This window comes from Janthinobacterium sp. GW823-FHT01H08 (assembly GCF_058797855.1).
On record NZ_CM179504.1, the window covers coordinates 5618357 to 5644336 of the forward strand.

General features: G+C 65.8%; 18 protein-coding genes. 3 read left to right on the plus strand and 15 right to left on the minus strand.

The window, feature by feature from the left end:
• Nucleotides 1–14: 14 nt before the first annotated feature.
• The 12 genes from AC3RCG_RS25195 to AC3RCG_RS25250 form a co-directional block, all read right to left on the minus strand.
• On the minus strand, nt 15–2345 hold the full coding sequence (locus tag AC3RCG_RS25195) for a DUF8189 domain-containing protein (protein WP_492402305.1): 2331 nt from the start codon (nt 2343–2345) through the stop codon (nt 15–17).
• Nucleotides 2346–2508: 163 nt separating this feature from the next.
• Nucleotides 2509–2985 carry a hypothetical protein gene (locus AC3RCG_RS25200; RefSeq protein WP_070224288.1) on the minus strand — a complete coding sequence of 159 codons (477 nt, stop codon included), beginning with the start codon at nt 2983–2985 and terminating at the stop codon, nt 2509–2511.
• Nucleotides 2986–3200: 215 nt separating this feature from the next.
• Entirely contained in the window at nt 3201–4418 is a 1218-nt protein-coding gene (locus AC3RCG_RS25205) for an acetate/propionate family kinase (protein WP_492402304.1), read from the minus strand.
• A complete protein-coding gene (locus tag AC3RCG_RS25210; RefSeq protein ID WP_099409175.1) occupies nt 4415–5830 on the minus strand; it encodes a bifunctional enoyl-CoA hydratase/phosphate acetyltransferase in 1416 nt (471 codons plus the stop codon). Before AC3RCG_RS25210 ends, AC3RCG_RS25205 begins: the two co-directional genes overlap by 4 nt.
• A 9-nt stretch (nt 5831–5839) precedes the next feature.
• Nucleotides 5840–8110 carry a DUF3141 domain-containing protein gene (locus AC3RCG_RS25215; RefSeq protein ID WP_492402303.1) on the minus strand — a complete coding sequence of 757 codons (2271 nt, stop codon included), beginning with the start codon at nt 8108–8110 and terminating at the stop codon, nt 5840–5842.
• A 48-nt stretch (nt 8111–8158) separates the two neighbouring features.
• Nucleotides 8159–9283, minus strand: coding sequence for an ABC transporter permease (locus tag AC3RCG_RS25220; RefSeq protein ID WP_070224284.1), 1125 nt, complete (start codon nt 9281–9283; stop codon nt 8159–8161).
• Between the two features lies 1 nt (nt 9284).
• A complete protein-coding gene (gene rbbA / locus AC3RCG_RS25225) occupies nt 9285–12026 on the minus strand; it encodes a ribosome-associated ATPase/putative transporter RbbA (protein WP_070311594.1) in 2742 nt (913 codons plus the stop codon).
• Between the two features lie 2 nt (nt 12027–12028).
• A complete protein-coding gene (locus AC3RCG_RS25230; RefSeq protein ID WP_070224282.1) occupies nt 12029–13102 on the minus strand; it encodes an HlyD family secretion protein in 1074 nt (357 codons plus the stop codon).
• Between the two features lie 18 nt (nt 13103–13120).
• Nucleotides 13121–14566 (minus strand): efflux transporter outer membrane subunit, encoded by a 1446-nt coding sequence (locus AC3RCG_RS25235; RefSeq protein WP_492402302.1) that lies wholly within the window; start codon nt 14564–14566, stop codon nt 13121–13123.
• A gap of 10 nt (nt 14567–14576) precedes the next feature.
• Nucleotides 14577–15362, minus strand: a complete 786-nt coding sequence (gene fabI, locus AC3RCG_RS25240) for an enoyl-ACP reductase FabI (protein WP_492402365.1) — start codon at nt 15360–15362, stop codon at nt 14577–14579.
• Nucleotides 15359–15544, minus strand: a complete 186-nt coding sequence (locus AC3RCG_RS25245) for a hypothetical protein (RefSeq protein ID WP_121670486.1) — start codon at nt 15542–15544, stop codon at nt 15359–15361. Before AC3RCG_RS25245 ends, fabI begins: the two co-directional genes overlap by 4 nt.
• Before the next feature lie 427 nt (nt 15545–15971).
• Nucleotides 15972–17414, minus strand: coding sequence for an IgA Peptidase M64 (locus AC3RCG_RS25250; RefSeq protein WP_492402301.1), 1443 nt, complete (start codon nt 17412–17414; stop codon nt 15972–15974).
• A 213-nt stretch (nt 17415–17627) separates the two neighbouring features.
• Between AC3RCG_RS25250 and AC3RCG_RS25255 the strand changes: the two genes are divergently transcribed.
• Both AC3RCG_RS25255 and AC3RCG_RS25260 read left to right on the plus strand, forming a co-directional pair.
• Entirely contained in the window at nt 17628–18230 is a 603-nt protein-coding gene (locus AC3RCG_RS25255; protein ID WP_409027807.1) for a TetR/AcrR family transcriptional regulator, read from the plus strand.
• An 8-nt stretch (nt 18231–18238) separates the two neighbouring features.
• Nucleotides 18239–19441, plus strand: coding sequence for a DUF418 domain-containing protein (locus AC3RCG_RS25260; protein WP_492402300.1), 1203 nt, complete (start codon nt 18239–18241; stop codon nt 19439–19441).
• On the opposite strand, the gene AC3RCG_RS25265 is transcribed toward AC3RCG_RS25260, so the two are convergent.
• From AC3RCG_RS25265 to AC3RCG_RS25275, 3 genes are all read right to left on the minus strand, one after another.
• A complete protein-coding gene (locus AC3RCG_RS25265) occupies nt 19432–20685 on the minus strand; it encodes a cyanophycinase (protein WP_492402299.1) in 1254 nt (417 codons plus the stop codon). The genes AC3RCG_RS25260 and AC3RCG_RS25265 overlap by 10 nt on opposite strands.
• Nucleotides 20686–20847: 162 nt before the next feature.
• Complete coding sequence (locus AC3RCG_RS25270) at nt 20848–23607, minus strand: TonB-dependent receptor (protein WP_070288637.1); 2760 nt, start codon at nt 23605–23607, stop codon at nt 20848–20850.
• A gap of 32 nt (nt 23608–23639) precedes the next feature.
• Complete coding sequence (locus tag AC3RCG_RS25275; RefSeq protein WP_492402298.1) at nt 23640–24641, minus strand: MurR/RpiR family transcriptional regulator; 1002 nt, start codon at nt 24639–24641, stop codon at nt 23640–23642.
• Nucleotides 24642–24840: 199 nt separating this feature from the next.
• On the opposite strand from AC3RCG_RS25275, the gene AC3RCG_RS25280 reads away from it, so the two are divergent.
• Nucleotides 24841–25977, plus strand: coding sequence for a succinylglutamate desuccinylase/aspartoacylase family protein (locus AC3RCG_RS25280; RefSeq protein ID WP_492402297.1), 1137 nt, complete (start codon nt 24841–24843; stop codon nt 25975–25977).
• The last annotated feature ends 3 nt before the right edge of the window (nt 25978–25980 follow it).

Sequence of the window (25980 nt, forward strand, 5' to 3'; positions counted from 1 at the left end):
TTGACGCATTGACGTCAGAAACACGATACCACGCCGCCCAGGCTTTCATAGCCGCTCACGGAAGGCGACCAGGCCGTGCCGTTCCAGGCCTTGTGGAACAGGGCGCCATTCGTGCCCGCGACAAATACGTCGAGGCGGTTCGCCGCCCAGGCCGTGGCGCGCGGGCGCGAAGTGCACACGCCGCCCAGGCTTTCAAAACCCGTCAGCGACGGCGTCCAGGCGCTGCCGTTCCACGCCTTGTGGTACAGGGAGCTATCGGTGCCGATGACGAACAGGTCGAGCCGGTTGGGCGCCCACGACACGGCTTCCACCTCGCCCACGCAGATGCCGCCCAGCCGTTCGAAGCCGTCGTTGGAAGGCCCCCATTTCGCGCCGTCCCACCACTTGTGGTACAGCGCGCCATCGGTGCCCGTGACAAAGACGTCGAGGCGGTTCGGCCCCCACGCCACCGCCTTCGGCGACGAGGTGCAAATGCCGCCCAGGCGCTCGTAGCCCGTCAGCGACGGTCCCCAGGCCGTGCCGTCCCACCACTTGTGGTACAGGGCCCGGTCCGTGCCGATGACGAAGACGTCGAGGCGGTTCGGCCCCCACGCCACGGCTTCCGGCTGACCCAGGCAGATGCCGCCCATGGCTTCGTAGCCGGTCAGCGACGGCCCCCAGGCGGCCCCGTTCCACCACTTGTGATACAGGCCGCGGTCCGTGCCGACGACAAACACGTCGAGGCGGTTCGGCCCCCACGCCACGGCGCGCGGGTCGCCCACGCACAGCCCGCCCATCGCTTCATAGCCGGTCAGGGACGGGCCCCACACCGTGCCGTTCCACCATTTGTGGAACAAGCCGCTGTCGGTGCCCGTGACGAACACATCGAGCCGGTTCGGCGCCCACGACACCACCTGCGGGGCGCTGGTGCAAATGCCGCCCTGCCCTTCATAGCCGGTGACGGACGGCGCCCAGGCCGTGCCGTTCCAGGCCTTGTGGTACAGCGCGCGGTCGGTGCCCAGCACGAAGACGTCGAGGCGGTTCGCGCCCCAGGCCACGACGGGGGAAGAACTCTGGCGCGGCGTGACGCCCGTGCCGCCCGTCCCCGTGCCCATGCTGGCGCGCGGACCGTCGAGACAGGCCTGCATGCGCGCCACCTGGCCCGCCGTGAACATGAACATGGCGGGATCGTCGACGTAATCCATGTAGTTCATGAACATGTCGCCATTCGGCCCGTTGCTGCAGGAAATGTGGGGGAACGAAGGCTGGCCTGTGTTCGGTCCGCCCTGGTTCGGCGTGTCGGCTACGTTGTCCGTGCCCGAGCAGCCGGTGCCGTCGTCGCCCCAGATATGGTTCAGGTTCAGCCAGTGGCCGATTTCATGCGTGGCCGTGCGCCCCAGGTGGAACGGCGGCGCCGCCGTGCCCGTCGTGCCGAAGGCCGATTGCAGGATCACCACGCCGTCGGTGGCGGCCGGGCCGCCGGGAAATTGCGCGTAGCCGAGCAAGCCGCCGCCCAGCTGGCACACCCAGATATTCAGGTAGGTGTCGGCCGGCCAGGCATCCATGCCGCCCGTCGCCTGCGATTTGACGGCATCGTCGGCGCCAAACGAGGCCACGGTCGTCTGGCGCCGCTCGATGCCGCTGGTGGCCGCGCCATGCGGATCGATGGTGGCCAGCGCGAACTCCACGCGCGCATCGGCCGTCAGCGGCAGGAACGGCGCCGGCGTGCTGTTGACATCGGGATTGACGCGCCGGAAGTCACGGTTCAGCACATCGATCTGGCTGGCGATCTGCGCATCCGAAATATTCTGCGCGGCCGTATTCCACACCACGTGCACGACCACCGGTATCTGCGTCACGCCGGAACGCCCGGCGCTGCTGCCGGCGCCCTCGTACATGCCAGCCTGGTTTTCAATATCGGCGCGGATGTTCGCATACGATGGATCTTCCGTCAGCAGGCGGCGATGCACGTCCATCGTGGCGCAGGTGCGCACCTGCGGCGTGCCGCCGCCCTGGCCGCCGCCGTCGCCGCCCATGCCGCCTCCACCGCCCCCGCCATCGCGGTCGCCCCCCATGCCGCCGCCATCGCCCACGTGCATGCAACTGGCTCCGGCCATGCCCTGCGATGCCTGCTGCATGCCGCCGCCCGGCATGTCGCCGCCGTTCGCCGCGGCCGCGCCCTGCGCGAGCGCCGCCTGATCCGCGTACGACATGCCCAGGCGCGGCCCCGGCATGGCCTCGGCGCCCGCCGCATCAGTACCGGCATGCACGTCACCCTCGACCGGCATGGACTGCATGGACTGCATGGCCGGCGCGCCTTCGGCCGAACCGGTGGCCGGTAATTTTTTCGTTTTAGCGGTGCTCATGGTGCCTCCTTCGTCTGTTTGCCAATTCACTATGGCACGGCGAAAAGAGGAGCATTTGTGCCAGATCAAGACTGGCAAGCGGTGCCCGAAAAAAGTGGCAGACGAAAAAAAGACAGCCGAAGCTGTCTTTTTGGCTTGCGGGCCGTGGCCCGCAAACGGGGAATTACTTGGCGGCGGCGGCCTTGACTTCAGCGTCGGCTTTGGCTTTGGCTTCTTCCGTCTTGGTGGCGGCGAGGGCTTTGTCGGCATTCGCTTCCACTTTTTCCTTGGCGACCTTGGCGTTCGCTTTTACGGCAGCCTTGGTGGCTTTCGCATCGGCCTTGGCATCGGTTTTGTCTGCCTTGGCTTCCGCTTTCAGCTTGTCTTCCGCATCGGCGTTGACGACTTTGTCATGGGCCTTGGCTTTGGTTTTGTTCGCCTTGTGATGGGCGTCAGCTTTCTTTTCGTCAGCCTTCATCTCGGCCTTGGCGACATTGGCGTCAGCCTTGGCATCGACTTTGGCTTCCGAAGCGGCAGCCTTGTTGACGTCTTTTTGCGCGGAAGCCTGGGCTTTCACGACAGCTTCCGTGGCCGGCGCGGTTTGAGCGAAGGCGGCGGTAGCAAACAGGGTAGCGATCAGTGCGGCGAGTAATTTGTTCATGATGAGACCTTTCAATATGGTTTAATTTTATTCTTACTAAAGGCGGGCAAAATGTTCAAAATTTGCCAGGCATCGCGCTGTTTCTTGATGTAGCGCAATGGCATGACTTCATAGTAAAGATAACTGGCAAACCACACAGTGCGGTAGCGCACTCAACGAGAAATATATGCAAATCGGCAAATTTCCCATCGAGCGCGGCCTGACGCTTCAGATCCTCATGCGCCCACGGCCAGCGCCGCGTGGCGCGCCGCCACCCACTCCTCGTTGGCCGGCTCCACGCCCACCACGATGCGGCTGGCATCGGTGGAGATACGGCTGGCGTTGCGCGCATTGGCCTGCGCGTCGAGCACGGGGCCGATAAAACCAAGCTCGGCGCAGATGCGCTGGCGCAATTCGGCGCTGTGTTCGCCGATACCGGCCGTAAACACCAGCATGTCCAGTCCCCCCAGCACGGCCGTCAGGGCGCCGATCTCGCGCACGATGCGGCGGATATATAAAGCCAGCGCGGCGCGGATGCGTTCGCCCGTCGCATCCTGCCGGTCCTGCTGCGCCAGCAAGACCGGCGGGTCGGCCGACACCCCGGACACGCCCAGCAAGCCCGACTCGTGGTACAGCACATGCGCCACTTTTTCCAGCGACAGCTTTTCGATTTCCATCAGGTAGATCACGGCGCCAGGATCGAGCGAACCGCAGCGCGTGCCCATCATCAGGCCGTCGAGCGCGGAAAAGCCCATGGTGGTGGCCACGCTGTGCAAATTGTCCATGGCGCACAGGCTGGCGCCGCTGCCCAGGTGGGCCACGATGACCTTGCCGCGCGCGACAGCGCCAAAACGCTGTTCCAGCACCAGCGACTGGTATTCGTAGGACAGGCCGTGGAAACCATAGCGGCGCAAGCCCCGCTCCCACGCATCGTAAGGCAGGGCCAGCATCTGCTCGACCTGCGGCACCGTGTGGTGGAAGGCCGTGTCGAAGCACGCCACCTGGGCGATGTCGGGCCGCGATGTGAGCAGCACCTCGATCGCCTCGAGCGCGAACGGCTGGTGCAGGGGCGCCAGCGGCACATAGCTTTTCAGGTCGGCCAGCACGGTGAAATCGATGCGCACGGGGGCGAAGTACTTGCTGCCGCCATGCACCACGCGGTGCGCCACGGCGCGCAGCGCACGCCCGTCCAGCTGCGCCACCACTTGCGCGCGGATGTATTCGAGCGCCGCGTGATGCGGCTGCTCCGGGTCCAGCTGCAAGGCGACCGCCGGCAGGCCGCCGGCGCGGTAGGTGGCGCTTTCGCGGCCGATGCCTTCGACCTTGCCGCTCCATTGCGCCTGCTGCGGCAGCACGCCGCCCGCCTGCTCGAACAGGGCGAACTTGATGCTCGACGAGCCGCAATTGAGCACCAGGATCAAGGCACCGTCGGCGTGGGTGATTGGCGCGTTCATGGCGGCGTGCTCCGGTAATGGTTGGCCAGCATCACGGCGATGGCGCACGAGGCGATGCGGCTGGCGCGCGAATCGGCGCGGCTGGTGAGGATGACGGGGATCTTCGCGCCCAGCACGATGCCGGCGCTGTCCGCGTCGCCCATGTACTCGAGCTGCTTGGCCAGCATGTTGCCGCTTTCCAGGTCGGGCACCAGCAGGATGTCGGCGCGACCCGCCACTTCCGAGACGATGCCCTTGACGGTGGCGGCGGCGATCGACACGGCGTTATCAAAAGCCAGCGGGCCGTCGAGGATGGCCCCCGTGATCTGTCCGCGGTCGGCCATCTTGCACAGGGCGGCCGCGTCCAAAGTCGCCGGCATGTCCGCGTTCACCGTTTCCACGGCGGCCAGGATGGCCACGCGCGGGCAGGCCACGCCGATCACGTGCGCCAGGTCGATGGCGTTGCGCACGATGTCGGCCTTCATGGCCAGGTTGGGCGCGATATTGATGGCCGCGTCCGTGATGATGAAAGGGCGCGGATAGGCGGGCGTCTGCATCAGGAAGCAGTGGCTGATGCGGCGCTTGGTGCGCAGGCCGGCGCTGGCCGACAGCACGGCCGACATCAGTTCGTCCGTATGCAGGCTGCCCTTCATCAGCGCCTCCACTTCGCCCTTGCCCGCCAGTTCGGCGCCGCGCGCGGCGGCAGCATGGCTATGCTCGACGTCCTCGATGGCGATGCCGGCCAGACTCAGGCCCGCTTCGGCCGCCACCGCTTCCAGGCGCGCGCGCGGCGCCACCAGCACGGGCGTGATCAGGCCGGCCGCATGCGCGTCCAGCGCGCCAGACAGACTCAGTTCATCGCAGGGGTGGATCACGGCGACCCGGATCGGCCCCAGCGTACGTGCGTGCTCGAGCAGGCGCCGCGTGCCGTCGCCGTTATGCAGGCGCACTTCGGGCAAGGTGGCGCGCGCCCGCTCGATCTGCTCGGCCGGCGCGATCACCTGCGCCTCGCCGTCGAGCACCACGGCGCCATGCTGGTTGACGCAGCGGCAAGCCAGGGTCACGTGGCGGCTGCGCGGCTCGCGCGCCGTGACGGTAACGCTGATGGCCAAGGTATCGCCCACGCGCACGGGTTGCAAAAAACGCAGGGTCTGGCCCGTATAGACGGTGCCGGCGCCGGGCAGGCGCGTGCCCAGCACGGCGGATATGAGGGAAGCGCCCCACATGCCGTGCGCGATCACGCCTTGGTAGCGGGTGGCGGCGGCAAATTCCGTATCGAGGTGCTGCGGGTTGTCATCGCCCGACATCACCGCGAACAGGGCGATATCGTCCATGCTCAGGGTGCGCGTGATGCTGGCGGTGTCGCCGATGGCGATCTGGTCGAAGGTGCGGTTACGCACGATATTCAGATCATCGTCTTGGGTAGTAGTCATCGTGGTCTTCTAGGCAGAGGTAATGTGTTTGGCCGGTTTGGCTTTTGGTCCGGCATGGGAGGCGCGCGCGTCCGGCGGCAGCGCCTGCGCCTGCGCCTGCTGCTTGACTGCGCGGTCGAAGACGTCCAGCATCTGCTGCAGGCTCGCTTCCTCGTCCGGCGTCGGCGGCTCGGGCACCTGCAGCACTTGCTGCAGCCATTCGGCCAGCGCGCCGATGTCGTCCGGATCGGCGCGCGACAGCAAGGCCGGCAAGGCGGCGATGGCGGCATCGAAATCATGCAGCATCAGGCGCGCCTGCTGGCGCACGATGCCGCGGAATTCCTCCATGCTGACCTCCTGCCGGTATTGCGGCTTGATCAATTTGAGGGCCAGGTTGACCCTGCGCTCGTCGGCGATCATGCGGAAGCGGTAGATGTAGAACAGCGCGCGCACGGCCGCTTCCACCAGGCCGCCCCGCTGCATGTCCTCGTCCATCTTGCGCGTTTCGCAGCGCACGTATTCGCAATGCTCGGGCGAGATGCCGGGATGGGGGCGCGGCGGCGTGGCATCGCCGATGGACTGTCCCGTCAGCGCCTGCACCAGGGGCGAGCCGTACACCAGGTCGAAGGTGGTTTCCTGCACAGTATCGCGCCAGTCGCGCCAGCCGTTCAAGCCGGCCGTGATGGCGCCGGAGACGGCTTCCTGCATGGCCAGCAGCGGATTGTCGGGCGATACCGGCTGGCGGTGGGCGCGCACTTTTTCCGCCTCCCTGGCCACCAGCCTGGCCAGCGGATTGTGGTCGGTCCAGCGCTCGTACGACACGCGCAGCGGATGCGCAAGCTGCAGGAAGCGCGCGGTCTGCGGCGTGACCATGGCGCGCACCCACGGCTGCGCGAACGTGCGGTACAGGGCCAGGTTGACCTCGGATACGCGCGCGGCGGCGGCGAACTTGCGGTCGTTTTCCACGCTCGGCTGCACGATGGCGCGCACGTCCTCGATGCCGCGGTGCTCGACCTGCAGCACATAATCGCCGCTGGCCAGGTCGGCATTCGGCGTGTCGGGCGTCTTGTCGACGATCCGCGCTTCGTAGATACCGGCCGGCAGCAGGTTGATCAGGTCGATATTGCTGGCGAATTTCTGGTGTTCCTTGTGCCCCACCTTGGCCGAGACGAAGATGCCCAGGTGGCCGATGCTGTCATGCACGGCATAGACGATGGTCTGATCGTGCATCAGCACATCCTTGTCGTCGCGGTACAGGTCCGTGATCCAGCCCAACGCCTGCGGCGGCGGCGTGATGTTGTCGCCATTCGAGCAGAACACAACGATGGGCGAACGGATATTGCGCAAGTCCAGGCGCACGCCGTCGGAGGTGATCAATTCGGCCGTGGCCAGGCGGTTGCCGATGAACAGATTGTCGACGATGTACTGCATCTCGACGTCGTTGAGGAAGACGTGGCCGCCCCAGTATTTTTCAAATTCCAGGTAACGGGGCGCTTCCGTATCGATGTTCGCGTACAGGTTGTACTGCTTGCTCCACAGGGTATTGGCCGGGTTGAGCTTTTCGAAATTCTGCACCAGGCTGGCGCCGTCGAAACGGCCGTTGCCCAGGTCGCCCGCCAGCGCCGTGGCCCAGCTGCCGCCCATCAGCCCGCCCGCGTAGCGCATCGGGTTGCGGCCATGCCAGCCGGCCCAATAGGACACGGGCGCGCCGGCCACGATGATGGGACCGAACAATTCCGGGCGCATGGCCGCCGTCATGAGGATTTGCCAGCCCGCCTGGCAATTGCCGATGACGACGGGCTTGCCTTCGCTGAGCGGATGCAGGGCGATGACTTTTTCCAGGAAGGCCGCCTCCGCATGCATCACGTCTTCCACCGTCTGTCCCGGCACGGGATCGGGCAGGAAGCCGATGAAGTAGCACGGATGGCCGGCGCGCAGGGCCACGCCGATCTCGCTCTCGGCCTTGAAGCCGCCGATGCCGGGACCGTGGCCGGCGCGCGGATCGACGACGACAAACGGCCGTTTCGATGGCTCAGGTTCGGGCGCATCGGGCGTCAAAATGCGCGCCAGGCCGTAGTTGACGGGGCGCGCCAGCTCCAGGCCCGACATCACCAGTTCGGCGGGGAAGTCGAGCACGTTCGGCACTTCCTCGGCCAGGTGCTCCTGGTACTGGTTGCCGCGCCGGCGCATCACGTCCGCGTACAGCACGATGCGCTGCCACGAGTCGCGCGCATAATCGCCCAGCATGCCCAGGGACGGCAAGCCGCCGGTGGAGAAAAATGGTGCAGCTTCGATCTTCATGGCTATCCTTTTCATGCAAAAAAACGCCGGACCATTCCGGCGCGGGGGCTACGCCATCTGGCTGATGGTCTTGCGAAAGCGCGCCAGCGCGAAGGTAAACAGGGCCGTGCCGATGGCCAGCAGGGCCAGGAACGGTTTCCACACCACGTCGATGCCGGCGCCCCGGTACAGGATCGCCTGGCTCAATTCGACGAAATGCGTGGTCGGGGCGATCAGCATGATGTTCTGCACCAGCTCGGGCATGCTTTCGCGCGGCGTGCTGCCGCCCGAGAGCATCTGCAGCGGCAGCAGCACGAGGATCAGGAGCATGCCGAACTGCGGCATGCTGCGCGCCACGGTGGCCAGAAAAATGCCCATCGAGGTGGTGGCAAACAGGTGCAGGGCCGCGCCGCACAGGAACAGCGCGATCGAGCCTTCGATCGGCACGTGCAGCATGCCGCGCACCACCAGGTTCAGCGACAGGGCGGCGGCCAGCAGCACCACCAGGCCCATCGACCAGACCTTGCCCAGCATGATCTCGGCCGGCGTCACGGGCATCACCAGCAAATGCTCGATGGTGCCATGTTCGCGCTCGCGTATCAGCGCCGCGCCCGTGAGGATGATCGACAGCATCGTCACCTGGTTGATCAGCTCCATCAGCGAGCCAAACCACGCCTGGCTCAGCGAGGGATTGAAGCGCGCGCGCATCACCAGCTCCACGGGCGAGACGGTCGCGCCCCGGTAGCGCTTGGCGAATTCCGATATCTCGCCAGCGACAATCTGCTGGATGTAGCCGCTGCCGCTGAAGGCCTGGCTCATGCGCGTGGCGTCGACGTTCAGCTGCAGTTCCGCCTGGCGCCCGCCCAGCACGTCGGCCTGCAGCTTGGGCGGGATCGTCAGCACGAAGGTGTACCGGCCCGCATCGAGGCCCGCATCGACCTGGCTCTGGTTGATCATGGCCGGTGGCGTGAACTGGGGCGGGAAGAAGGCCGAGGCGATGCGCGCGGACAGCGGCGAGCCATCCTCGTCGACGATGGCGATCGAGGCCATGTGCAGGGTTTCCGGCTTGGCCGTGGCGGCCACGTAGATGGCCAGGGTGAACGTGTAGAGGATCAGGATCAGCATCATCGGGTCGCGGATCAGGCTCCAGATTTCCTTCACGCCCAGGCGGTAGATGTTTTCAAGGTGGCGCATGTCAGCTCTCCTGTTTCTTCAGCAGCGCCACCGTCACGCCGAGGATCACGGGAATGGCGACGAGCAGGGGCCAGAACGAGGCGTGCAGGTCGCCGAAGCCCAGCGCCTTGTTGAATACGCCGCGGCTGATATTGAGCATGTGCGTGGCCGGGTACATCAGGCCGATGGCCTTGCCCACGCCTTCCATCGACGAGACGGGATTGAGCAGGCCGGAAAACTGGATGGCCGGGATCATGGTGCCGATCATGGTCACGAACAGGGCCGCGATCTGGCTGCGCGTAAAGGTCGAGGCGAACAGGCCGATGCCCGTGGCGCAGATATTGAAGATGAAGGTGGCGCCGATCAGGGTCGGCAAGCTGCCCTTGATCGGCACGCCGAAGGCGGTGACCGCCAGCAGGGCCATGAGGACGAAGTTGAACATGGCCAGCACGACGTAGGGCACCTGCTTGCCGAGCAAGAATTCCAGGCGCGTGACGGGCGTCACGTACAGGTTGATGATGGAACCGAGTTCCTTTTCGCGCACCACGGACAGCGCCGCCAGCATGGCCGGCAGCATCAGCAGCAGCAAGGGAATCACGGCCGGCACCATGGCGGGCAGGCTTTTCACGTCCGGGTTGTAGCGGTAGCGCGTCTGGATGGCGACGGGATTGCTCATCGTGATGCCGTAGCGGTGCAAGGCCTGGTCGGCCAGCCACAGCTGATGCATGCCCTGCACGTAGCCCTGCACGGTTTCGGCGCGCATCGGCATGGCGCCGTCGATCCACGCGCCCACCTGCGCCGGCGCGCCGCGCTGCACGTCGCGCGCGAAGCCGGGCGGGATCTCGATGGCCAGCGACAGTTCGCCGCTGCGCATGCGCTTGTCGATATCGGCATAGTCGCGCAACGGCGGGCGCTCGACGAAGTAGCGCGAGCCGGCCAGGTTGTTCGTGTAATTCTGGCTCAGGGTCGTCTGGTCGTGGTCGAGCACCGCATAGCTCAAGTCTTCGACGTCCAGACTGATGCCGAAGCCGATGACGAACAGCAGCAGCACGGAGCCGCCCAGCGCCAGGGTCAGGCGCACGGGGTCGCGGCGCAATTCCAGCGCCTCGCGCCACATGTAGCTGAGCATGCGGCCCAGGCTGAAACGGCTGCGCCGGTGCTGCGGCGCCGGTGCCGTTTCCTGCGGCACGGATGCCGGCGTTTCCTGCACTGTTGCCGCTGCCGTACCGCCGCCCGCCTCTTCCAGGTAGGCGATGAAGGCCGCCTCCAGCGACGGCGCGCCCTTCTTGCGCACCAGTTCGGCCGGCGCATCGCTGACCAGCACTTTACCCGCGTGCATCAGCGAGATGCGGTCGCAGCGCTCGGCCTCGTTCATGAAGTGGGTGGAAATGAAGATGGTGACGCGGTCGCGCCGCGCCAGCTCGATCATCAGACGCCAGAAATTGTCGCGTGCGATGGGGTCGACGCCGGACGTCGGTTCGTCGAGGATCAGCATTTCCGGCTTGTGCACCATGGCCACGGCCAGCGACAGCCGCTGGCGTATGCCCAGCGGCAGGCTGTCGGGCAAGTCGTCCATCACGGCGCGCAAGTCGAAGCGCTGCGCCATTTCGTCGATCCTCGCCGGGATCTCGCCCTCCGGCACGTGGAACAGGCGCGCGTGCAGCACCAGGTTCTGGCGCACCGTCAGTTCGCTGTACAGGGAAAACGCCTGCGACATGTAGCCGACCCTGCGGCGCGTGTCGATGTCGTTGGAATCGACTTCCTTGCCGAACAGCCAGGCCTTGCCTTCCGTGGCCGGCAGCAGACCCGTGAGCATCTTCATGGTGGTCGATTTGCCGCAGCCGTTCGAACCGAGAAAGCCGAAGATCTCGCCGCGGCCGATGCGGAAATTCACATGGTCGACGGCGGTAAAATCGCCGAAGCGCATGGTCAGGTCTTTGGCCTCGATGGCGACGTCCTGCGCGCTGGCGGCGTCCAGCGGCGTGATCACGACGGGCTGGTGGCCGGCGCGCTTGGCTTCGGGCAGCAGCTTGATGAAGGCCGCTTCCAGGTTGCCGCTTTCGGTACGCGCCAGCAGTTCGGCCGGCGTGCCCGTATCGAGCACCTTGCCGTCATCCATGGCGACTAACCAGTCGAAACGCTGCGCCTCGTCCATGTAGGCGGTGGCCACCATCACGCTCATTTGCGGGCGCTGCACCCGGATGCCGGCGATCAGGTCCCAGAACTGGGCGCGCGCCAGGGGATCAACGCCGGTGGTCGGCTCATCGAGAATGAGCAGGTCGGGATCGTGGATCAGGGCGCAGCACAGGCCCAGCTTCTGCTTCATGCCGCCCGACAGCTTGCCCGCCGGGCGCGCGAGGAAGGGTTGCAAGCCCGTGCTGCGGGTCAGCTGGTCGATGCGGCGGCGGCGCTCGGCCGCGTCGTGGCCGAACAGGCGCGCGAAAAACTGCAGGTTTTCCTCGACCGACAGGGTCGGATACAGATTCTTGCCCAGGCCTTGCGGCATGTAGGCGATACGCGGGCAGACATCGTCGCGGTGGCGCGCATCGCGCATGTCGCCGCCCAGCGCCATCACGCTGCCCTGCTGCACGGCGCGTGCGCCGGCCACCAGCGACAGCAAGCTCGATTTGCCCACGCCATCGGGGCCGATCAGCCCCACCATGCGGCCGGCCGGCACGTCGAGGTCGATGCCGTCGAGCGCCACCGTCTTGCCGTAATGCTGGCTGACGCCCTTGATGCTGACGACAAAGGAAGTCACGTCCATGCTCACTGCGGAACCTTCGCCGTCAGTTCAGCGGGCCATGGCTGCTTCGCATCGAGGCGCACCCAGGCCACGCCCGGCAAACCCACTTTGACCAGGGCCAGGTGCTTTTGCAGCAGCTCGCGGCTGATCTGCGCCTTCACGCGGAACATCAGTTTTTGGCGCTCGCTGGCCGTTTCCACCGTCTTCGGCGTGAACTGCGCGCTGGCGGCGACAAACGAAATCGTCGCGGGAATCACGTAATTGGGCGCCGCGTCGAGGATGAGGCGCACCTCGCCGCCCATCGCCACCTTGCCGGCCGCCGTCTCGGGCAGGAAGAAGGTCATGTAGACGTCCGACAGGTCGACCAGGTTGAGCACCTTGCCGCCACCGGCCAATACTTCGCCCTGCTGCGCCACCAGGTATTGCACGCGGCCGTCGCGCGGCGCCGTCAGCTGGCCATCGGCCAGGTCGGAATCGATGCGCGCCGTGGTCGCCTCGGCGGCTACGACGGCGGAACGCGAACCGACCACCTGCGCTTTTGCCGCATCGATGGCCGCCTGCGCCGCCGTCACCTGCGCCTTGGCCGCATTCAGGGCGGCGGCCACGCTGCGCACGCGGGCGCGGTCGTCGTCGAGTTCCTGCACCGAGGAAGCGCCTTCCTTCGACAGGGTTTCGGAACGGGCCAGGCGGCGCCTGGCCGCATCGAGTTCGCTTTCGCGCTGCGCCACCATGGCCAGCGCGGCCGCCTTGTCGCTTTCGCGCACGGCCACCTGCGCCTGCGCGCCGACCACGGCATCGGACGCCTGCTGCTGGCGCGCGCGCGCCTCGTCGCGCTGGGCCGTCAGCGAGTCGACCTGCATGGTGGCCAGCGGCTGGCCCGCCTTGACGAAGTCGCCCTCGCGCACGAGGATCTCCTTGACCCGGCCGGCCAGCTTGGTGGCGACGTCGACTTCCGTCGCCTCGATGCGGCCATTGCCGCTGACAAAACCTTCGCCAGGGCCCGTGGGGCGCATTTTTTGCCAGGCCACGTAGCCCAGCACGAGAACGGCCACGACGAGCGCCGCGGGGATGAGTTTTTTCTTCAGTTGAGCATTCATGGTATCGGGGCGATCAAATTAGTGGGTGGAAGCGGCGGCGGGTGCGGGTGCGCCGCCGCCCAGGGCCGCGTACAGGCTGACCTGGCTGGACAGCAGCGCGCGGCGCGTCTGCACCAGCTGCTGCTCGACCGTCAGCAGGTCGCGCTGTGCATCGAGCACTTCCAGGTAGGGCGCGGCGCCATTGTCGTAGCGCAGCTTGGCCAGGCGCGCGCGTTCGCTCTGCGCGGCCAAGGTGGTCTTGCCGATATCGACCTGCAGCGCCAGCCAGCGCCGGTTCGACAGCGCGTCGGCCACTTCGCGGAAGGCGCCCTGCACGCTCTTTTCATAATTGGCCACGGCCACGTCGCGGCGTACCTCGGCCAGGTCCATATTGGCGCGGATGCGGCCCGCGTCAAAAATCGGCAGCACCAGGCGCGGCGCGAAATTCCAGGCGCCGCTGCCCGAGTCGAACAGGCCGCTCAATTCCGCGCTGGCCGTGCCATAAGCCGCCGTCAGCGAAATGGTGGGGAAGAAGGCGGCGCGCGCGGCGCCGATATTGGCTTGCGCGGCGCGCAGCTGGTGCTCGGCCGCCATCAGGTCGGGACGCTGCGTCAGCAAGGCCGAAGGCAGGCCCGCATGCAGCGGCTGCAGCACGCTGGCGTCGTCAAAGCGGCGCACCTCGCCAGCCACTGGCGTCAGGTCGACGGGGCCGCCCACCAGCTGGGCCAGCGCATGCGCCTGCACGGCGCGCGCCTGCTCCAGCTGTGCCGACAGCGACAGGGCCTGGCTGAGCAGGGTTTCCACCTGCGTCAGGTCCAGCTTGGAAATCGACCCCACCTCGAAGCGGCGCGTGAAGATGCGCAGCGATTCGGCGCGGCTGTCGACCGTGGCGCGCGCCAGTTCCACGCGCTCGTCGAGTTCGCGCAAGCCCAGGTAGCCATTGGCCACCTGCGCCACCAGGGCCACGCCGACGGCGCGGCGCGCCTCGTCGCTGGCCAGCAGGGTTTGCAGCGCGCTGTCCTTCAGGCTGCGCACCCTGCCCCAGAAATCGAGTTCCCAGGCGCTCACGTTCAAGCCCGCCTGGTACTGCGCGCTCGTCATGGCGCGGCCCGTCGGACTCAAGTCGTCTGGCACGCGCGCGCGGCTGCCGGAGGCGCCCAGCGCGATGGTGGGGAATTGCTCCGCGCGCTGGATGCCATACGCGGCGCGCGCTTCTTCCACGCGCAGGGCAGCGATGCGGATGTCGCGGTTGCCGGCCAGCGCCTGCGCAATCAGCGCCTGCAGACGCGGGTCGGCAAAGTAGGCTTGCCAGGCGACGTCGGGCGCCTGCGCGCCGGCCGGATCGGCTTCCGGATACTGCGCCGCCACGGGCAGCGGCGGCGGCGCGTACGGCGGCGCCAGCGAGGCGCAGCCGGCCAGGGCCAGCGCGGTGGCCAGCGCGGCCATCCTGGCGCGGTTGGACAAAGTAGAAACAGCCATGGTCATCTTCTTCCAGTCAATTCAGAATGTTGTAGCCGCCATCGACATACAGGGTGCCGCCCGTGATGGCGCGCGCGCCGTCGCCGGCGAGGAAGGCGCACAGCGCGCCCACGTCCTCGATGGTGGCCAGGCGGCGCATGGGCGAGCGTTCGATGGCGTCGGCCATCAGGCGGTCGAAATGGGCGATGCCGGAAGCGGCCCGCGTCTCCAGTGGGCCCGGCGAAATGGCGTTGACGCGGATGCCTTGCGGCCCCAGTTCGGCGGCCAGGTATCGCACCGACGCTTCCAGCGCCGCCTTCACGGGCCCCATCAGGCCGTAGTCGGCAATGACTTCCTCGGCGCCCAGGTAGCTCATGGTCATCAGGCTGCCGCCGTCCCGCATCAGGGGTTCGGCCAGCTTCGCCATGCGCATGAAGGAATGGCAGGAAATATCCATCGCCTGCGCGAAACCGTCGGCCGAACTGTCCGTGACCCTGCCATGCAAATCGTGTTTCGGCGCGTAGGCAATGGAATGGACGACGAAATCGATGGCGCCCCACTGCCGTCCGATCTGCGCGAACAGCGCCTCCAATTGACCCGGCACGGCCACGTCGAGCGGTGCCATGATGGCCGCCTGCACTTGCTGCGCCAGCGGCTCCACGTGCGCTCTGGCCTTGTCATTAAGCCAGGTCACGGCCAGTTCGGCACCGGCCGCGCGCAGCGCGCTGGCGCAGCCCCAGGCGATGCTTTGCGCATTGGCGATGCCCACCACCAGCCCACGCTTGCCCTGCAAAGGCAAGTGCGGGTGCAAGCCGGCCGTCATGCCTGGACCGGACGCAAGGCGGGCCACGGCGTGGCCGCCTGCACGCAGCGCACCGCGCCGGCACGCGTGGCGGCCGCGCTGATGGCCAGGGTCACGCCGCCGGCGCGCGCATACGGCAAGGCAATCGGTGTGTGGGGATGGAGGGTATTGCACGCGTCAGGCGCGGGGGTGTGCATCTTCATGAATCGGCTTCCGTCACTGAAATTCGAGGCCGGCACCAGTGCATTCTCGGGGAACTGGTACAGGGCGAAAATTACTCTACAGCATTTAGATACGTGATTCGCGATGAGTCCGGTCCGCATGCTTATCGTTTTTGAGCTAGGTCAACTATAAGTGCGATTGCGGCGATGCAACATTGATATACATCAAATTCTACATCAATATTATTTAAATGAACTAATTGACAAGCAATCGAATCGCGGTGCTTATTTGATAATATCGCGGGGCTGGCGCACAGAAAGGCGGCCGAGCAAAAGAAGGGGAATTGCCTGAAAAACAAACTACGCGGCGCCGTGGCGGGCGGCGCAAGGCGGGGAACGGTGAAACGGGGGGCCATGCTATTGCGATGCAACATGGCCCGCCATGCTTACTCCAACGACATGAACGGCATTATTTTCCCGCTGCCGGGGCGGGACGCGAATACAAGTCGATGATGGTGCTGATCCCATCCTGGCATACGGAACAGAAGGTCTCGCTGCGGTCGAACATGATGCACTGCATCTGGGGACGGTAGTAGCCGGACGATTCATAGTTCGCGCCTTCGAAGGCGCCCACCGCATGGCGCTGCGGCGCCTTCGAGAACAGCTGCTGCGTGTATGCCAGGTCGGCCTTGAACAAGCCGCTCATCTCGCTTTCCGGGCGGTTGGCCGCGCGCAGGGCGGCGCGCTGCTTCTGGTATTCACGCGCATGGCTGTCGTACGCTTCCTTCGGCCAGGGTGTCGGCAGCGGCGTGCCGGCCTTGACGTGGCTCTTCCATTTCAGCTTGGACGGATCGCGCAGCGCCGTGGCGTTCGGCTCCCATGGCTCCTGGCGCTCGCCGTTCGACTGGTAGGCAACGGGCGAAGTGTAGTACTCGTCGGCCAGGCCGGCGAAATGGTGGCCGAATTCATGCACGAACAGGTAATTGGCCCAGTCGTTGTTCGCTGCCGCCGTGCTGAACTGGCCGAAGATGCCGCCCCCGCCGTAGGTATCGTTATTGACGAGGATTTCGATGAATTCGTACGGCGCGTACTGCGCCAGGTCGCGCAGCGCGCGGTTGTCCGTCGTCAGCACATAGCGCTCGCTGCCGAAGATGTCGTAGCGCGTGCCCAGCGGCGAGGCGTGATGCACGCCCGTCGATGGACGCGACACGCCCGATTCCTGCGTCGGCGCGGCCATGGCCCAGACGTTGAAATCATTGGCCCGCTCGCGAAATGGCGAGACGGTAAACAGGTGTTCGGCCAGCTTGCGCGCCGTCGCTTCGAACTTGCCCATTTCGGCGGCCGTGTAGCCATCGCCCATGATCAGCAGGTCGACCTTCTCGGACGAGGGGCCTTCGACACGGATCGGGATCGGCTTGACGGGCGCCGGCGGCTGCTTGCGGATCACGTCCTGCGCGGCAGGATCGACATCGGTGCTCCACACAATGGAAAACAGGCCGCGTTCGTCGCGTTTGAGGATGCGCACGCGCACGGGGTGCTCGGGCTGCGGGAAGCGCACGGACTCCTGGAACGCGCGCGTGGTGGTTTTCGCTTCGTCGGTGCTGGCCCACTCGCCGAAGATGGTGGAAAAGCCGCGCGAGTACAGCACCTTGCCCGACTTGATGTCGACCACTTCCAGCATATTGTTGCCGCGGTTGCTGTCGTCGATGGGACGCGCCAGGTTGCCCGGCCATGGCAGGGGCTCGACCAGCACGCGCTCGACCGCATAGTGCTCGCCCAGCGCATTGCCGCTGTGCTGGTAATCGAGGCGCATGGTGGCCGGCTGGGCAGCATTGGCCGCTTGCGCGGCAGGGACGATGCCGGCGGCCAGCGCCAGCGCGCACAGGAAGGATCGAATCGGGGTCTGCTGCATCTCATTCCTAACACGGTAGAAAAACGGGTAAAAGAAGCGGTTTTCCGAACAAACAGCGGCGCCAGCGGCGGGCATGGAAAAATCCGGTGCGGCACATTGTAGCGACAGGAATCGGCACTGCAAAGCATCCATTTCACGCCCCGCTTGACCGCGCCGCGCAATCCATTTATATTAGACTGACTAGTCGATTAAATAAAAGGACAGCCAACCACCATGCGCACCATCGATCCCGATAAACACGCGGCCCGCCGCGACGCCATTCTCGCCGCCGCGCGCCACTGCTTCGCGCGCAAGGGCTTTCACCAGACCAGCACCGCCGCCATCTGCACGCAGGCGGGCATGAGTCCCGGCAACCTGTTTCACTATTTCCCCACCAAGCAAGCCATCATCGCCGCCATCGTCGACCAGGAAGGCAGCGAGACGGCCGCCTATTTCGCCGGCGTGCAAGGCAGCGCCGATGCGTACGGCGCCCTGCTCGACTTCATGGACCTGGTGCTGGCGCTGGCGGCCGACGGGGACTTTGCGGGACTGGCGCTGGACATTGCCGCCGAGGCGATGCGCGACACGGACATCGCGGCCAGGGTGGCGCGCAACGACGCCAGCCTGCGCGGCGGCCTGCAAACCTTGCTGGCAGAGGCGGCGGCGGCAGGCCAGATCGACGCCGCGCTGGACGCCGCGCAAACGGCCGGCTGGATCGCCGCGCTGATCGACGGCATCTTCAACCGGGTCGCCGTCGATCCCGATTATGCACCGCTGGCGCAGCGCGCCAGTTTGCACCTGCTGCTGGCGCGCTTCCTGCGCCCTGCCCTGGCATGAGCGCCGCCATGCCAACCCCGCCCGCGCGCATTGCCGATGTCGACGCCCTGCGCGGCTGCGCCCTGTTCGGCATTTTGGTGGTCAATATCGGCGCCTTCGCCACACCGTGGTTCGGTCTGGGCATGACCGATCCCGCCTTTCACGGCGGCGTCGACCGCGCTACGCATTTCCTCGTCGCGCTGCTGTTCGAGACCAAGTTCTACCTGCTGTTTTCCTTCCTGTTCGGCTACAGCTTCACCTTGCAGATGCAGGCGGCCGCGCGCGCCGACGCGCCGTTCGTGCCGCGCATGCTGCGCCGCCAGGCGGGCCTGTGGCTGATCGGCGCCCTGCATGCCGTGTTCCTTTTTCATGGCGACATACTGACCACCTACGCCGTGCTGGGCATCGTGCTGCTGGCGCTGCACCGTTGCGGCGAACGCCAGGCACTGTGCCTGGCCCTGGTGCTCGTCACCGTCTGCGCCGCGTTCTGGGCAGGCATGGCCTGGCTGCAAAGCCTGCAGCCGGCGGGCGACGCGGCGGACAACGCCGTGGCGATGGCGCAAAAGGCGGCAACGGCGCTGGCCGCCTACCGCGCCACGCCGGCCGCCGTCGTCAGTCAGCACTTGCGCGAACTGAGCGACATCTGGATCGTCCTGCTGCTGGTGCAGGCACCGTGCGCGCTGGCCATGTTCCTGTGCGGCCTGGCCGCCGGCAAGCGCGAGATGCTGCTGCACGCGGCCGACTATCTGCCGCTGCGCCGCCGCCTGCTGTGGGCCGGCGCGCTGGCAGGCCTGCCCGGCGCCGCCGTATATGCGTGGACCTCCGTGTATGGCGAGAGCCAGGCATGGCAGGTGGCGGGACTGGCCGCGGGCCTGGCGAGCGCGCCGCTGCTGGCGGGCGCCTACCTGGCATGCGCGCTGACCCTGTTCGAACGGCTGCGCGACGGCACGCTGTTTGCGCTGCTGGCCGATACGGGCCGCATGGCCCTGTCGAACTACCTGCTGCAGTCAGCCGTCTGCGCCTGGCTGTTCCTCGCGTATGGCGCACGCTTGATGGGCAGCGTCTCGCCGCTGGGCGCCCTGGCGCTGGCCGTCATCATCTTCAGCCTGCAGCTGCCCCTGAGCCGCTGGTGGCTGCGCGGCCACGCCTATGGCCCCGTCGAATGGCTGCTGCGGGCCCTGACGATCGCCGCGTGGCCGCGCTGGCGGCGCGCCAGTGCAAGCTACTTGTAGCGGTACAGCGGCTGGCGCAGCTGGATGGGGCGGATGTCGAGGCGCAATTTCAGCACCGAATACGCTTCCGCCTCGGTCGAGCTGTAGCCGACGCTGTTGACCGTCTTGCTGAAGCGGAATTCGAAGCCCAGGTCCGGGTACGGATCGCGCGGGTTGCCGAAGGCGATGCCGATGGCTTCCTGCTGCGCGTTGTCGATCAGGTTGCCCATCAGGTCCAGCACGGCGTTGTTGCCGAGGATATCGTTGGTAAACACGGGTTCGCGCATGTCGGGCTGGTTCGGATCGAGCTTGTTGTCGGCCTTGTCCGGCGAGGGCGTAAACACGCGCGTGACGAGGTTGAATTTGTCGCCCCGGTCCAGATAGCTGATGGCAGCATTGCTGATATTGAAATTTTTCACGCCGCGGTCGCTGATGGCGCCCGACAGGTCGATCAGCAGGGCGCCGCTGTAGCCGATCACTTCCACGTCGCGCATGGCGTCGACCACCATGGCGCTGTTTTCATCGATACCCAGTCCCAGGTGATAGCCTTTTTTCAGCATCACGGGAATCATGCGCGCAAAGCGCCCGCGCACCAGCAGATGCTGGTCCACAAAAACGTCGCTGCCGATGAAGCCCAGTCCAGGCGCGATCTCGCGGCCATCCGTGACGCCCATCTTGAGCATGTCGAGCACGGGTTTGGCATCGTAGAACATGGTCGTGCTCATGATGGCCGCGCCGGCGCTGGAACCGGCGATCACGCCGCCGTTGCGGTAGACCGACCAGATGGCTTCCAGCGCGGCCGTGCGGCTGCCGTCCGGGCGCAGCAAGGCTTGCGTGATGCGCCCCTGGTCGCCGCCGGCAAAATAGATGCCGGTGGCCGACTTGATCTGCGTGACGATGGCCGGATCTTCGGCCGCCTTGCGGTAATCGCGGTTGGCCAGCTTGACGGCCAGCGGCACGAAAAAGGCGTCCGCGCCATATTGATTGAGCTTCCTGATGATGCTTTCACCCGATTTTTCCGGGTTCATCGCGGCCGAGGCCAGCACGGCGATGCGCGCGCCCGGACCGCCCGACAACTTGACGATGCGCTGCCACACTTCGGCATTGTCGGCGCGCAGGCCGCCGCCGATGATGACGAGCGTACCCTGCGGCGCGCTGCCGATGGCGCTGCCGCCGGGCGCCGCCACGGCATGGAAGCTGCACAATGCCAGCGCGAACAGCAGCGCGGCGCAAAAGGTGTGGTACCGCCTTGAGAATAATTTCATGATGCCTTTCGAATACAAGGAAAGGGGCGCGCACTTGTTGATACCGGCGCGCGCCCTTGCTGCCAAAACTGCTGCCTGCCACCCAACTGCATCGAACTACGATACTACTTGCCGCATATGACAGCGTTGTTGCGCTATCTCCACGCTTCTATGTAAAACTGCTTACTTGAAGCTGTAATTGGCGCTGGCGTAGAAGCGCCGGCCGCGCGGGTCGGCGTAGCTGGGGTCATAGCCGGACAGGAAGAAAAATGCCTGGTTCGAGTATGGCGGACTGGTATTGAACAGATTCTGTATGCCGGCGCGCAGCTTGAACTGCTGGCTGACCGCATACGCGCCCGACATGTCCCACAGCGTGTAGGCCTTCACGCGGTTCGGCTTGACCACGCTGCCGTCGTCGGTATTGATGGCCGAGTTCTGGTCATCGTAGCCGCTTGAGTACGTGTTCGACAGGCTGGCCGAATACGGGCCATTGTCCCAGTCGAGGGTGATCGTATGGCGCCAGCGCTGCACCACGCCGTCCGTGACGAACTTGTTCAGATTGCTGATGAAGACATCGCCAGGGCTGGTCTGGATTTTTGATCCGAGCACATAGGTGCCGCTCAGATGTCCGCCAAAGCGTCCCCACGCCGTTTTCACGCCATGCAGATCGGCCGTGATATCGATGCCCGAGGCTTTTTGCGCACCGCGGTTTTCCTTGCGCAGCTCGATGTAGCGGATTCCATTGTCTTCGTCGCGGTGTACGAGGTTGCCGTACTTGGACAGGTTGGACAGGATGATGTCGTCGCCGATTTCGCTGATCAAATCCGTGCGCCTGATGTTCCAGTAGTCGGCACTGAAGGTCCAGTGCTGGCCGGGCTCGAGCACCACGCCGGCCGTGAACTGGCGGCTGCGCTCCGGTTTCAGCTTGTCGTTGCTGTAGCGGCGCGTACGCCAGTTGTCGGCGCAGACGGAGTAGTCGTTGTTCTCGGCTTCGCAGTACACGGGATCAGGCAGGGTCGCCGTCTGGCTGTAGACAGTGGGCCGATGCAGGTCCGACATCGACGGCGCGCGGAAGCCCTTGCCGGCCGAGGCGCGCAGCAGCACCTCCTTGCTGGGCATGTAGGTCAGGCCGATCTTCGGACTGAGGGCGCCGCCCACTTGCTGGTAATGGTCATAGCGGCCGGACAGCTGCGCCTGCCATTGCTTGCTAAACGGCAATAGCAATTCACTATAGATGGCCTGCACGTTGCGGCTGTCGCTGGTGGCCACGCCGCCTTCGGGCGCGTCATCGTTGGTGATGTTACCGCTCATTAGCAATGCGGATGGCCGGAAATCCGTGCGCTCGCGCCGCACTTCGCCGCCCACCGCCAACGCCATGTCGCCGCCGCCCATGGACATCAAGGCACGCGACACCTTGAAATCGAGCGCATCCATGACGCCGCGCGCGTGCCGCACTTCGTCGTTGACCTGGATGCTCTCGAGCAGCGCCTTGCCCGCCGCACTGGAGGGGCCGAAGGGATTGATGGTGCCATCCGTGATGCCCTTTTGTAGCTGGTCTGCCAGGAGGTAGCCGTGCGTGTCCTTGTCCCTGACCACATTGACACTGTGATTCAAGCCCACGTCGTAATCCCAGCCGCCCACGGTGCCGGTGGCGCCCACCACGTAACGCTGGCTTTCGCTGGTCAATTCGCTGGTGCGCATGCCCGCTTCGTTCAGGCGGATGCGCAGGGCCAGCGTGCCGGTCAACCCGGCAGCGTTCAGCTGCGGCACCATGCTGGCGTCGATTTCGCCATCCGGCCGCGCTGTCGATCCCACGTAATAGCTGCGCGAGCGGCTCAGCGCCACCTCCGCATACAATTGGTGATCGTTATTCAGTTTCAGCACGCCGCGCGTGAGCAGGTTCTGCTTGTCCGTTTTCGGATACAGCTCGGTGTCGCCCATGTAGTTATAGGTACACGCATCGACGCCGCCCGTGCCGGCAGGCAGGTACACATTGGCCGGTCCGCTGCAGCCCGGAATCGACAGATTAATCAGGCGATTCGTGATCGGCTGGCCATTGAGCAGGAAGCCCTGCTCCTGCAGGTAGTCGCGCTGGTCGCTGGAGAGGCGGATATTTGCCGGACTGGTGTAACTGGACAGCAAATGGCCGAGGCGTTCCGGCACCTGCAGGTGCGGAATGAACTTGCGCTGCGAGGTGCTCAGACGGTCGGTTTTTTGCAGGTCGACCACGGCAAAGATATTGTAGCCATCCGTGGCCAGGTCGCCCGTGCCGGCCGTGATGCTGGCCGTGCGCTTGCCGGCGCCGCCTTCCTGCGTGCCGCTGCCGTAGGCGTTCAGCTCCACGCCCTGGTAATCCTTGCGCGTAATAAAATTGATGACGCCGCCGATGGCGTCCGTGCCGTACAGGGCCGAGGCGCCGTCGAGCAGCACTTCCACGCGCTGCAGGGCGGCGGCGGGAATGTTATTGAGGTCCACGCCCGCATCGTCGCCGGGCGAGGCAAAGTTGGCCATGCGCCGGCCATTGAGCAGCACCAGGGTCGACGAGGTGCCCACGCCGCGCAGGTTGGCGCTGTTGAAGCCGCGCTGGTCGCCGCCCACGTTGATGCTGACGCCATCGGTCAGGCCGCCCACGTTGGCCGACACGCGTGCCATCAGCTCGGCCGCCGTCGTCACGCCCGCCTTTTCGATCTCGGCCCGCGTGATGATCTGCACGGGCAGCGCCGTCTCCGACTCCAGCCGCTTGATGGCCGACCCCGTGATTTCCACGCGCTGCATTTTTTTCGGCGCCGGCTCCACATCCGGCCCCTGCTCTTGCGCCTGCGCGCCGCCGGCCAGCATGCCCAGCGCCGCCGACACGCTCAGGGCCCCCAGCGCCAGCCGCACGCCTTGCGCCAGCACTGATTCGCGTGGCAAGGAGCCGCCGTCCTGTTTTTTCATCTGCATTGTCATTCTCCCCGGATGTTGATGCCTGATTTTTATAATGATTTTGGGACTGCCTTGCGTTGCTTTGAAGCTGTTTTCCGCGCGCCCTGCACCCCATGTTCGCCGCCATACAGATAGGCGGAGATGACTTCGCTCAAGCGGGCCGCTTTTTCTACGTTCTTCCTGTTCGATACCATCAGCGCCACGGCCAGTGCCTCGATCATCGCCAGCGCCGTGCTGGCGCTGCTGGGCAGGACGGGATGCGTGCTTTGCGCATACAGCGCGTGGTCGGCCAGTTCGGCCAGGGGCGACGCGGGCGAGTCGGTAAGCGCCACGATGCAGGCGCCGCGGTCGCGCGCAAAGCTGGCCAGGCCGATGCAGTCGAGCGTGTAGCGGGGGAACGAGATCACCACGAGCACGTCCTGCGCCGTCAGGTTGACCAGGTGACCGGCTGCCACTTCCGAGCCGCCGATGCCCACCACTTCCACCACGTGCGGGCAAAACGGCTGCAGATGCTGCACCAGCATGCCCGCCAGGTTGGCCGACAGGCCGAAACCCATCACGTACACGACCTTGGCGCGCGTCAGGCGGCGCACCACGGCCAGCATGGCGGGCGGCGACAGGGCATCGGACGTGGCGGCGATGTTCGCGGCCGCATATTCCAGGCTTTCCGTGATCGGCGAGGTGGCGCGCGCGCGCCGTTCTATCGTGCGGCGCAGTTTGTCGACCGGCTGCAGCAGCGATTGCAGGGTTTCGGCCATGGCGCCGCGCATGGCCGAGTAATTCTTCTGACCGATATCGCGCGCGAAGCGGCTGATGGTGGCCGTCGACACCTGGCAGCTGTCGGCCAGTTCCTCGATGCCCAGCGCCGTCACGCGCATCTGGTTGCGCAGCAGGTAATCGGCGATCTGCCGCTGCGAAGCCGAGCCGCCGGCCAGCACGTGCATCAGCGCCTGCCCCAGCGGCGATTGCGCGAAGGCGGCATCGGGCGACGCCAGCGTGGTGGCAAGTGGCGGGGGGGCGCTGCTTCTGGCAGGACTGGCGGATGCTCTCATATCACTGGCGGCCTGTATTCTTGGGCACTGCTGATCACTGGCGGAGGGGGAAATCGGGTCGCTGGAACTTACTGTACTCATATCAAAAAGAAAACTCAACAAATATTTGTAAAAGGATTTTCATTGATTTACTTCGTGAAAATATTGCTACATAATCGACCGGAATCCATCAACCATGCACCTTTTCGGGGCGCCCACCATGCAAGTACAGCAGCATTCCATCTCCACCGCGCACGCCAGCATGTCATGCCAATTGAGCAGCTTCCACTTCGGCACCGCGGCCGCCACCAGCCGCAGCGGCAAGAAGGTCTACATCCAGGCGGCCCTGCACGCGGACGAGGTACCGGGCATGCTGGTGTCGCAATTTTTGCGCCGCGAACTGCTGGCGCTGGAAGCGGCCGGCAAAGTGCACGGCGAAATCATCCTGGTACCGGCCGCCAACCCGATCGGCCTGGCGCAAGCCATCCATGGCGCGCCGTTCGGCCGTTTCGACCTGACCACCGGCATCAACTTCAACCGCGCCTACCGCCACGTGGCTGATGAACTGAAAACCACGCTCGATGGCCAGCTGGGGCAGGATGCGCAAGCCAACGTGGCGCTGATACGCGAGCACGCGCGCGCCGCCGTCGCCGCCTGGCGGCCGGGCACGGATGCGGAGACGCTGAAGAAAACCCTGCTGGGCATGGCCATCGACGCCGACATCGTGCTCGACCTGCATTGCGATAACGAGGCAGCCCTGCACATCTATACGGGCACGCCGCTGGCGGCACAGATCGCGCCCCTGTCCGCGCTCCTGGGTGCGCGCGCCGTGCTGCTGGAACTGGCGGCAGGCGAAGAGCCGTTCGACGAAGCCTGCAGCCGCTTGTGGTGGGATCTCGACGCGCACTTCCAGGGCCGCTATCCGATTCCCGCCGCCTGCCTGTCGACCACCGTCGAACTGCGCGGCGAGGTGGAGGTGAGCTACGCCCTGGCCGAACGCGACGCCGCCGCCCTGCTGCGCTTTCTCGCCATCGAGGGCGTGCTGGACATCGCCGGCGCCGGCGACGACCTGCCCGCGCCGCAATGTACGCCAACGCCGCTGGCGGGCGTGGAACCGATTCTCGCGCCGCATCACGGCGTGCTGGTCTACCTGCGGGAAATGGGCGACGTGCTGGCCGCCGGCGACGCGGTGGCCGACCTGATCGACCCCGTCAGCGGCGAGACGACGACCTTGCGCTGCACCGTCGCCGGTGTCTTTTTTGCGCGCAGCGCCCACCGCCACGTCCTGCGCGGCATGAACGTCGGCAAGGTCGCAGGCAGCATCGCCTTCCGCGGCGGCAGCCTGTTGAGCCAATAAATG

Excerpts from the sequence above, each read along its gene's own strand:
- AC3RCG_RS25235 (WP_492402302.1), bottom strand. The coding sequence starts at position 14,566 with ATGACCATGGCTGTTTCTACTTTGTCCAACCGCGCCAGGATGGCCGCG.
- AC3RCG_RS25260 (WP_492402300.1), top strand. The coding sequence starts at position 18,239 with ATGCCAACCCCGCCCGCGCGCATTGCCGATGTCGACGCCCTGCGCGGC.
- AC3RCG_RS25195 (WP_492402305.1), bottom strand. The coding sequence starts at position 2,345 with ATGAGCACCGCTAAAACGAAAAAATTACCGGCCACCGGTTCGGCCGAA.
- AC3RCG_RS25230 (WP_070224282.1), bottom strand. The coding sequence starts at position 13,102 with ATGAATGCTCAACTGAAGAAAAAACTCATCCCCGCGGCGCTCGTCGTG.
- AC3RCG_RS25275 (WP_492402298.1), bottom strand. The coding sequence starts at position 24,641 with ATGAGAGCATCCGCCAGTCCTGCCAGAAGCAGCGCCCCCCCGCCACTT.
- rbbA (WP_070311594.1), bottom strand. The coding sequence starts at position 12,026 with ATGGACGTGACTTCCTTTGTCGTCAGCATCAAGGGCGTCAGCCAGCAT.
- AC3RCG_RS25200 (WP_070224288.1), bottom strand. The coding sequence starts at position 2,985 with ATGAACAAATTACTCGCCGCACTGATCGCTACCCTGTTTGCTACCGCC.
- AC3RCG_RS25265 (WP_492402299.1), bottom strand. The coding sequence starts at position 20,685 with ATGAAATTATTCTCAAGGCGGTACCACACCTTTTGCGCCGCGCTGCTG.
- AC3RCG_RS25245 (WP_121670486.1), bottom strand. The coding sequence starts at position 15,544 with ATGAAGATGCACACCCCCGCGCCTGACGCGTGCAATACCCTCCATCCC.
- fabI (WP_492402365.1), bottom strand. The coding sequence starts at position 15,362 with ATGACGGCCGGCTTGCACCCGCACTTGCCTTTGCAGGGCAAGCGTGGG.
- AC3RCG_RS25255 (WP_409027807.1), top strand. The coding sequence starts at position 17,628 with ATGCGCACCATCGATCCCGATAAACACGCGGCCCGCCGCGACGCCATT.
- AC3RCG_RS25205 (WP_492402304.1), bottom strand. The coding sequence starts at position 4,418 with ATGAACGCGCCAATCACCCACGCCGACGGTGCCTTGATCCTGGTGCTC.
- AC3RCG_RS25280 (WP_492402297.1), top strand. The coding sequence starts at position 24,841 with ATGCAAGTACAGCAGCATTCCATCTCCACCGCGCACGCCAGCATGTCA.
- AC3RCG_RS25250 (WP_492402301.1), bottom strand. The coding sequence starts at position 17,414 with ATGCAGCAGACCCCGATTCGATCCTTCCTGTGCGCGCTGGCGCTGGCC.
- AC3RCG_RS25215 (WP_492402303.1), bottom strand. The coding sequence starts at position 8,110 with ATGAAGATCGAAGCTGCACCATTTTTCTCCACCGGCGGCTTGCCGTCC.
- AC3RCG_RS25220 (WP_070224284.1), bottom strand. The coding sequence starts at position 9,283 with ATGCGCCACCTTGAAAACATCTACCGCCTGGGCGTGAAGGAAATCTGG.
- AC3RCG_RS25210 (WP_099409175.1), bottom strand. The coding sequence starts at position 5,830 with ATGACTACTACCCAAGACGATGATCTGAATATCGTGCGTAACCGCACC.
- AC3RCG_RS25270 (WP_070288637.1), bottom strand. The coding sequence starts at position 23,607 with ATGCAGATGAAAAAACAGGACGGCGGCTCCTTGCCACGCGAATCAGTG.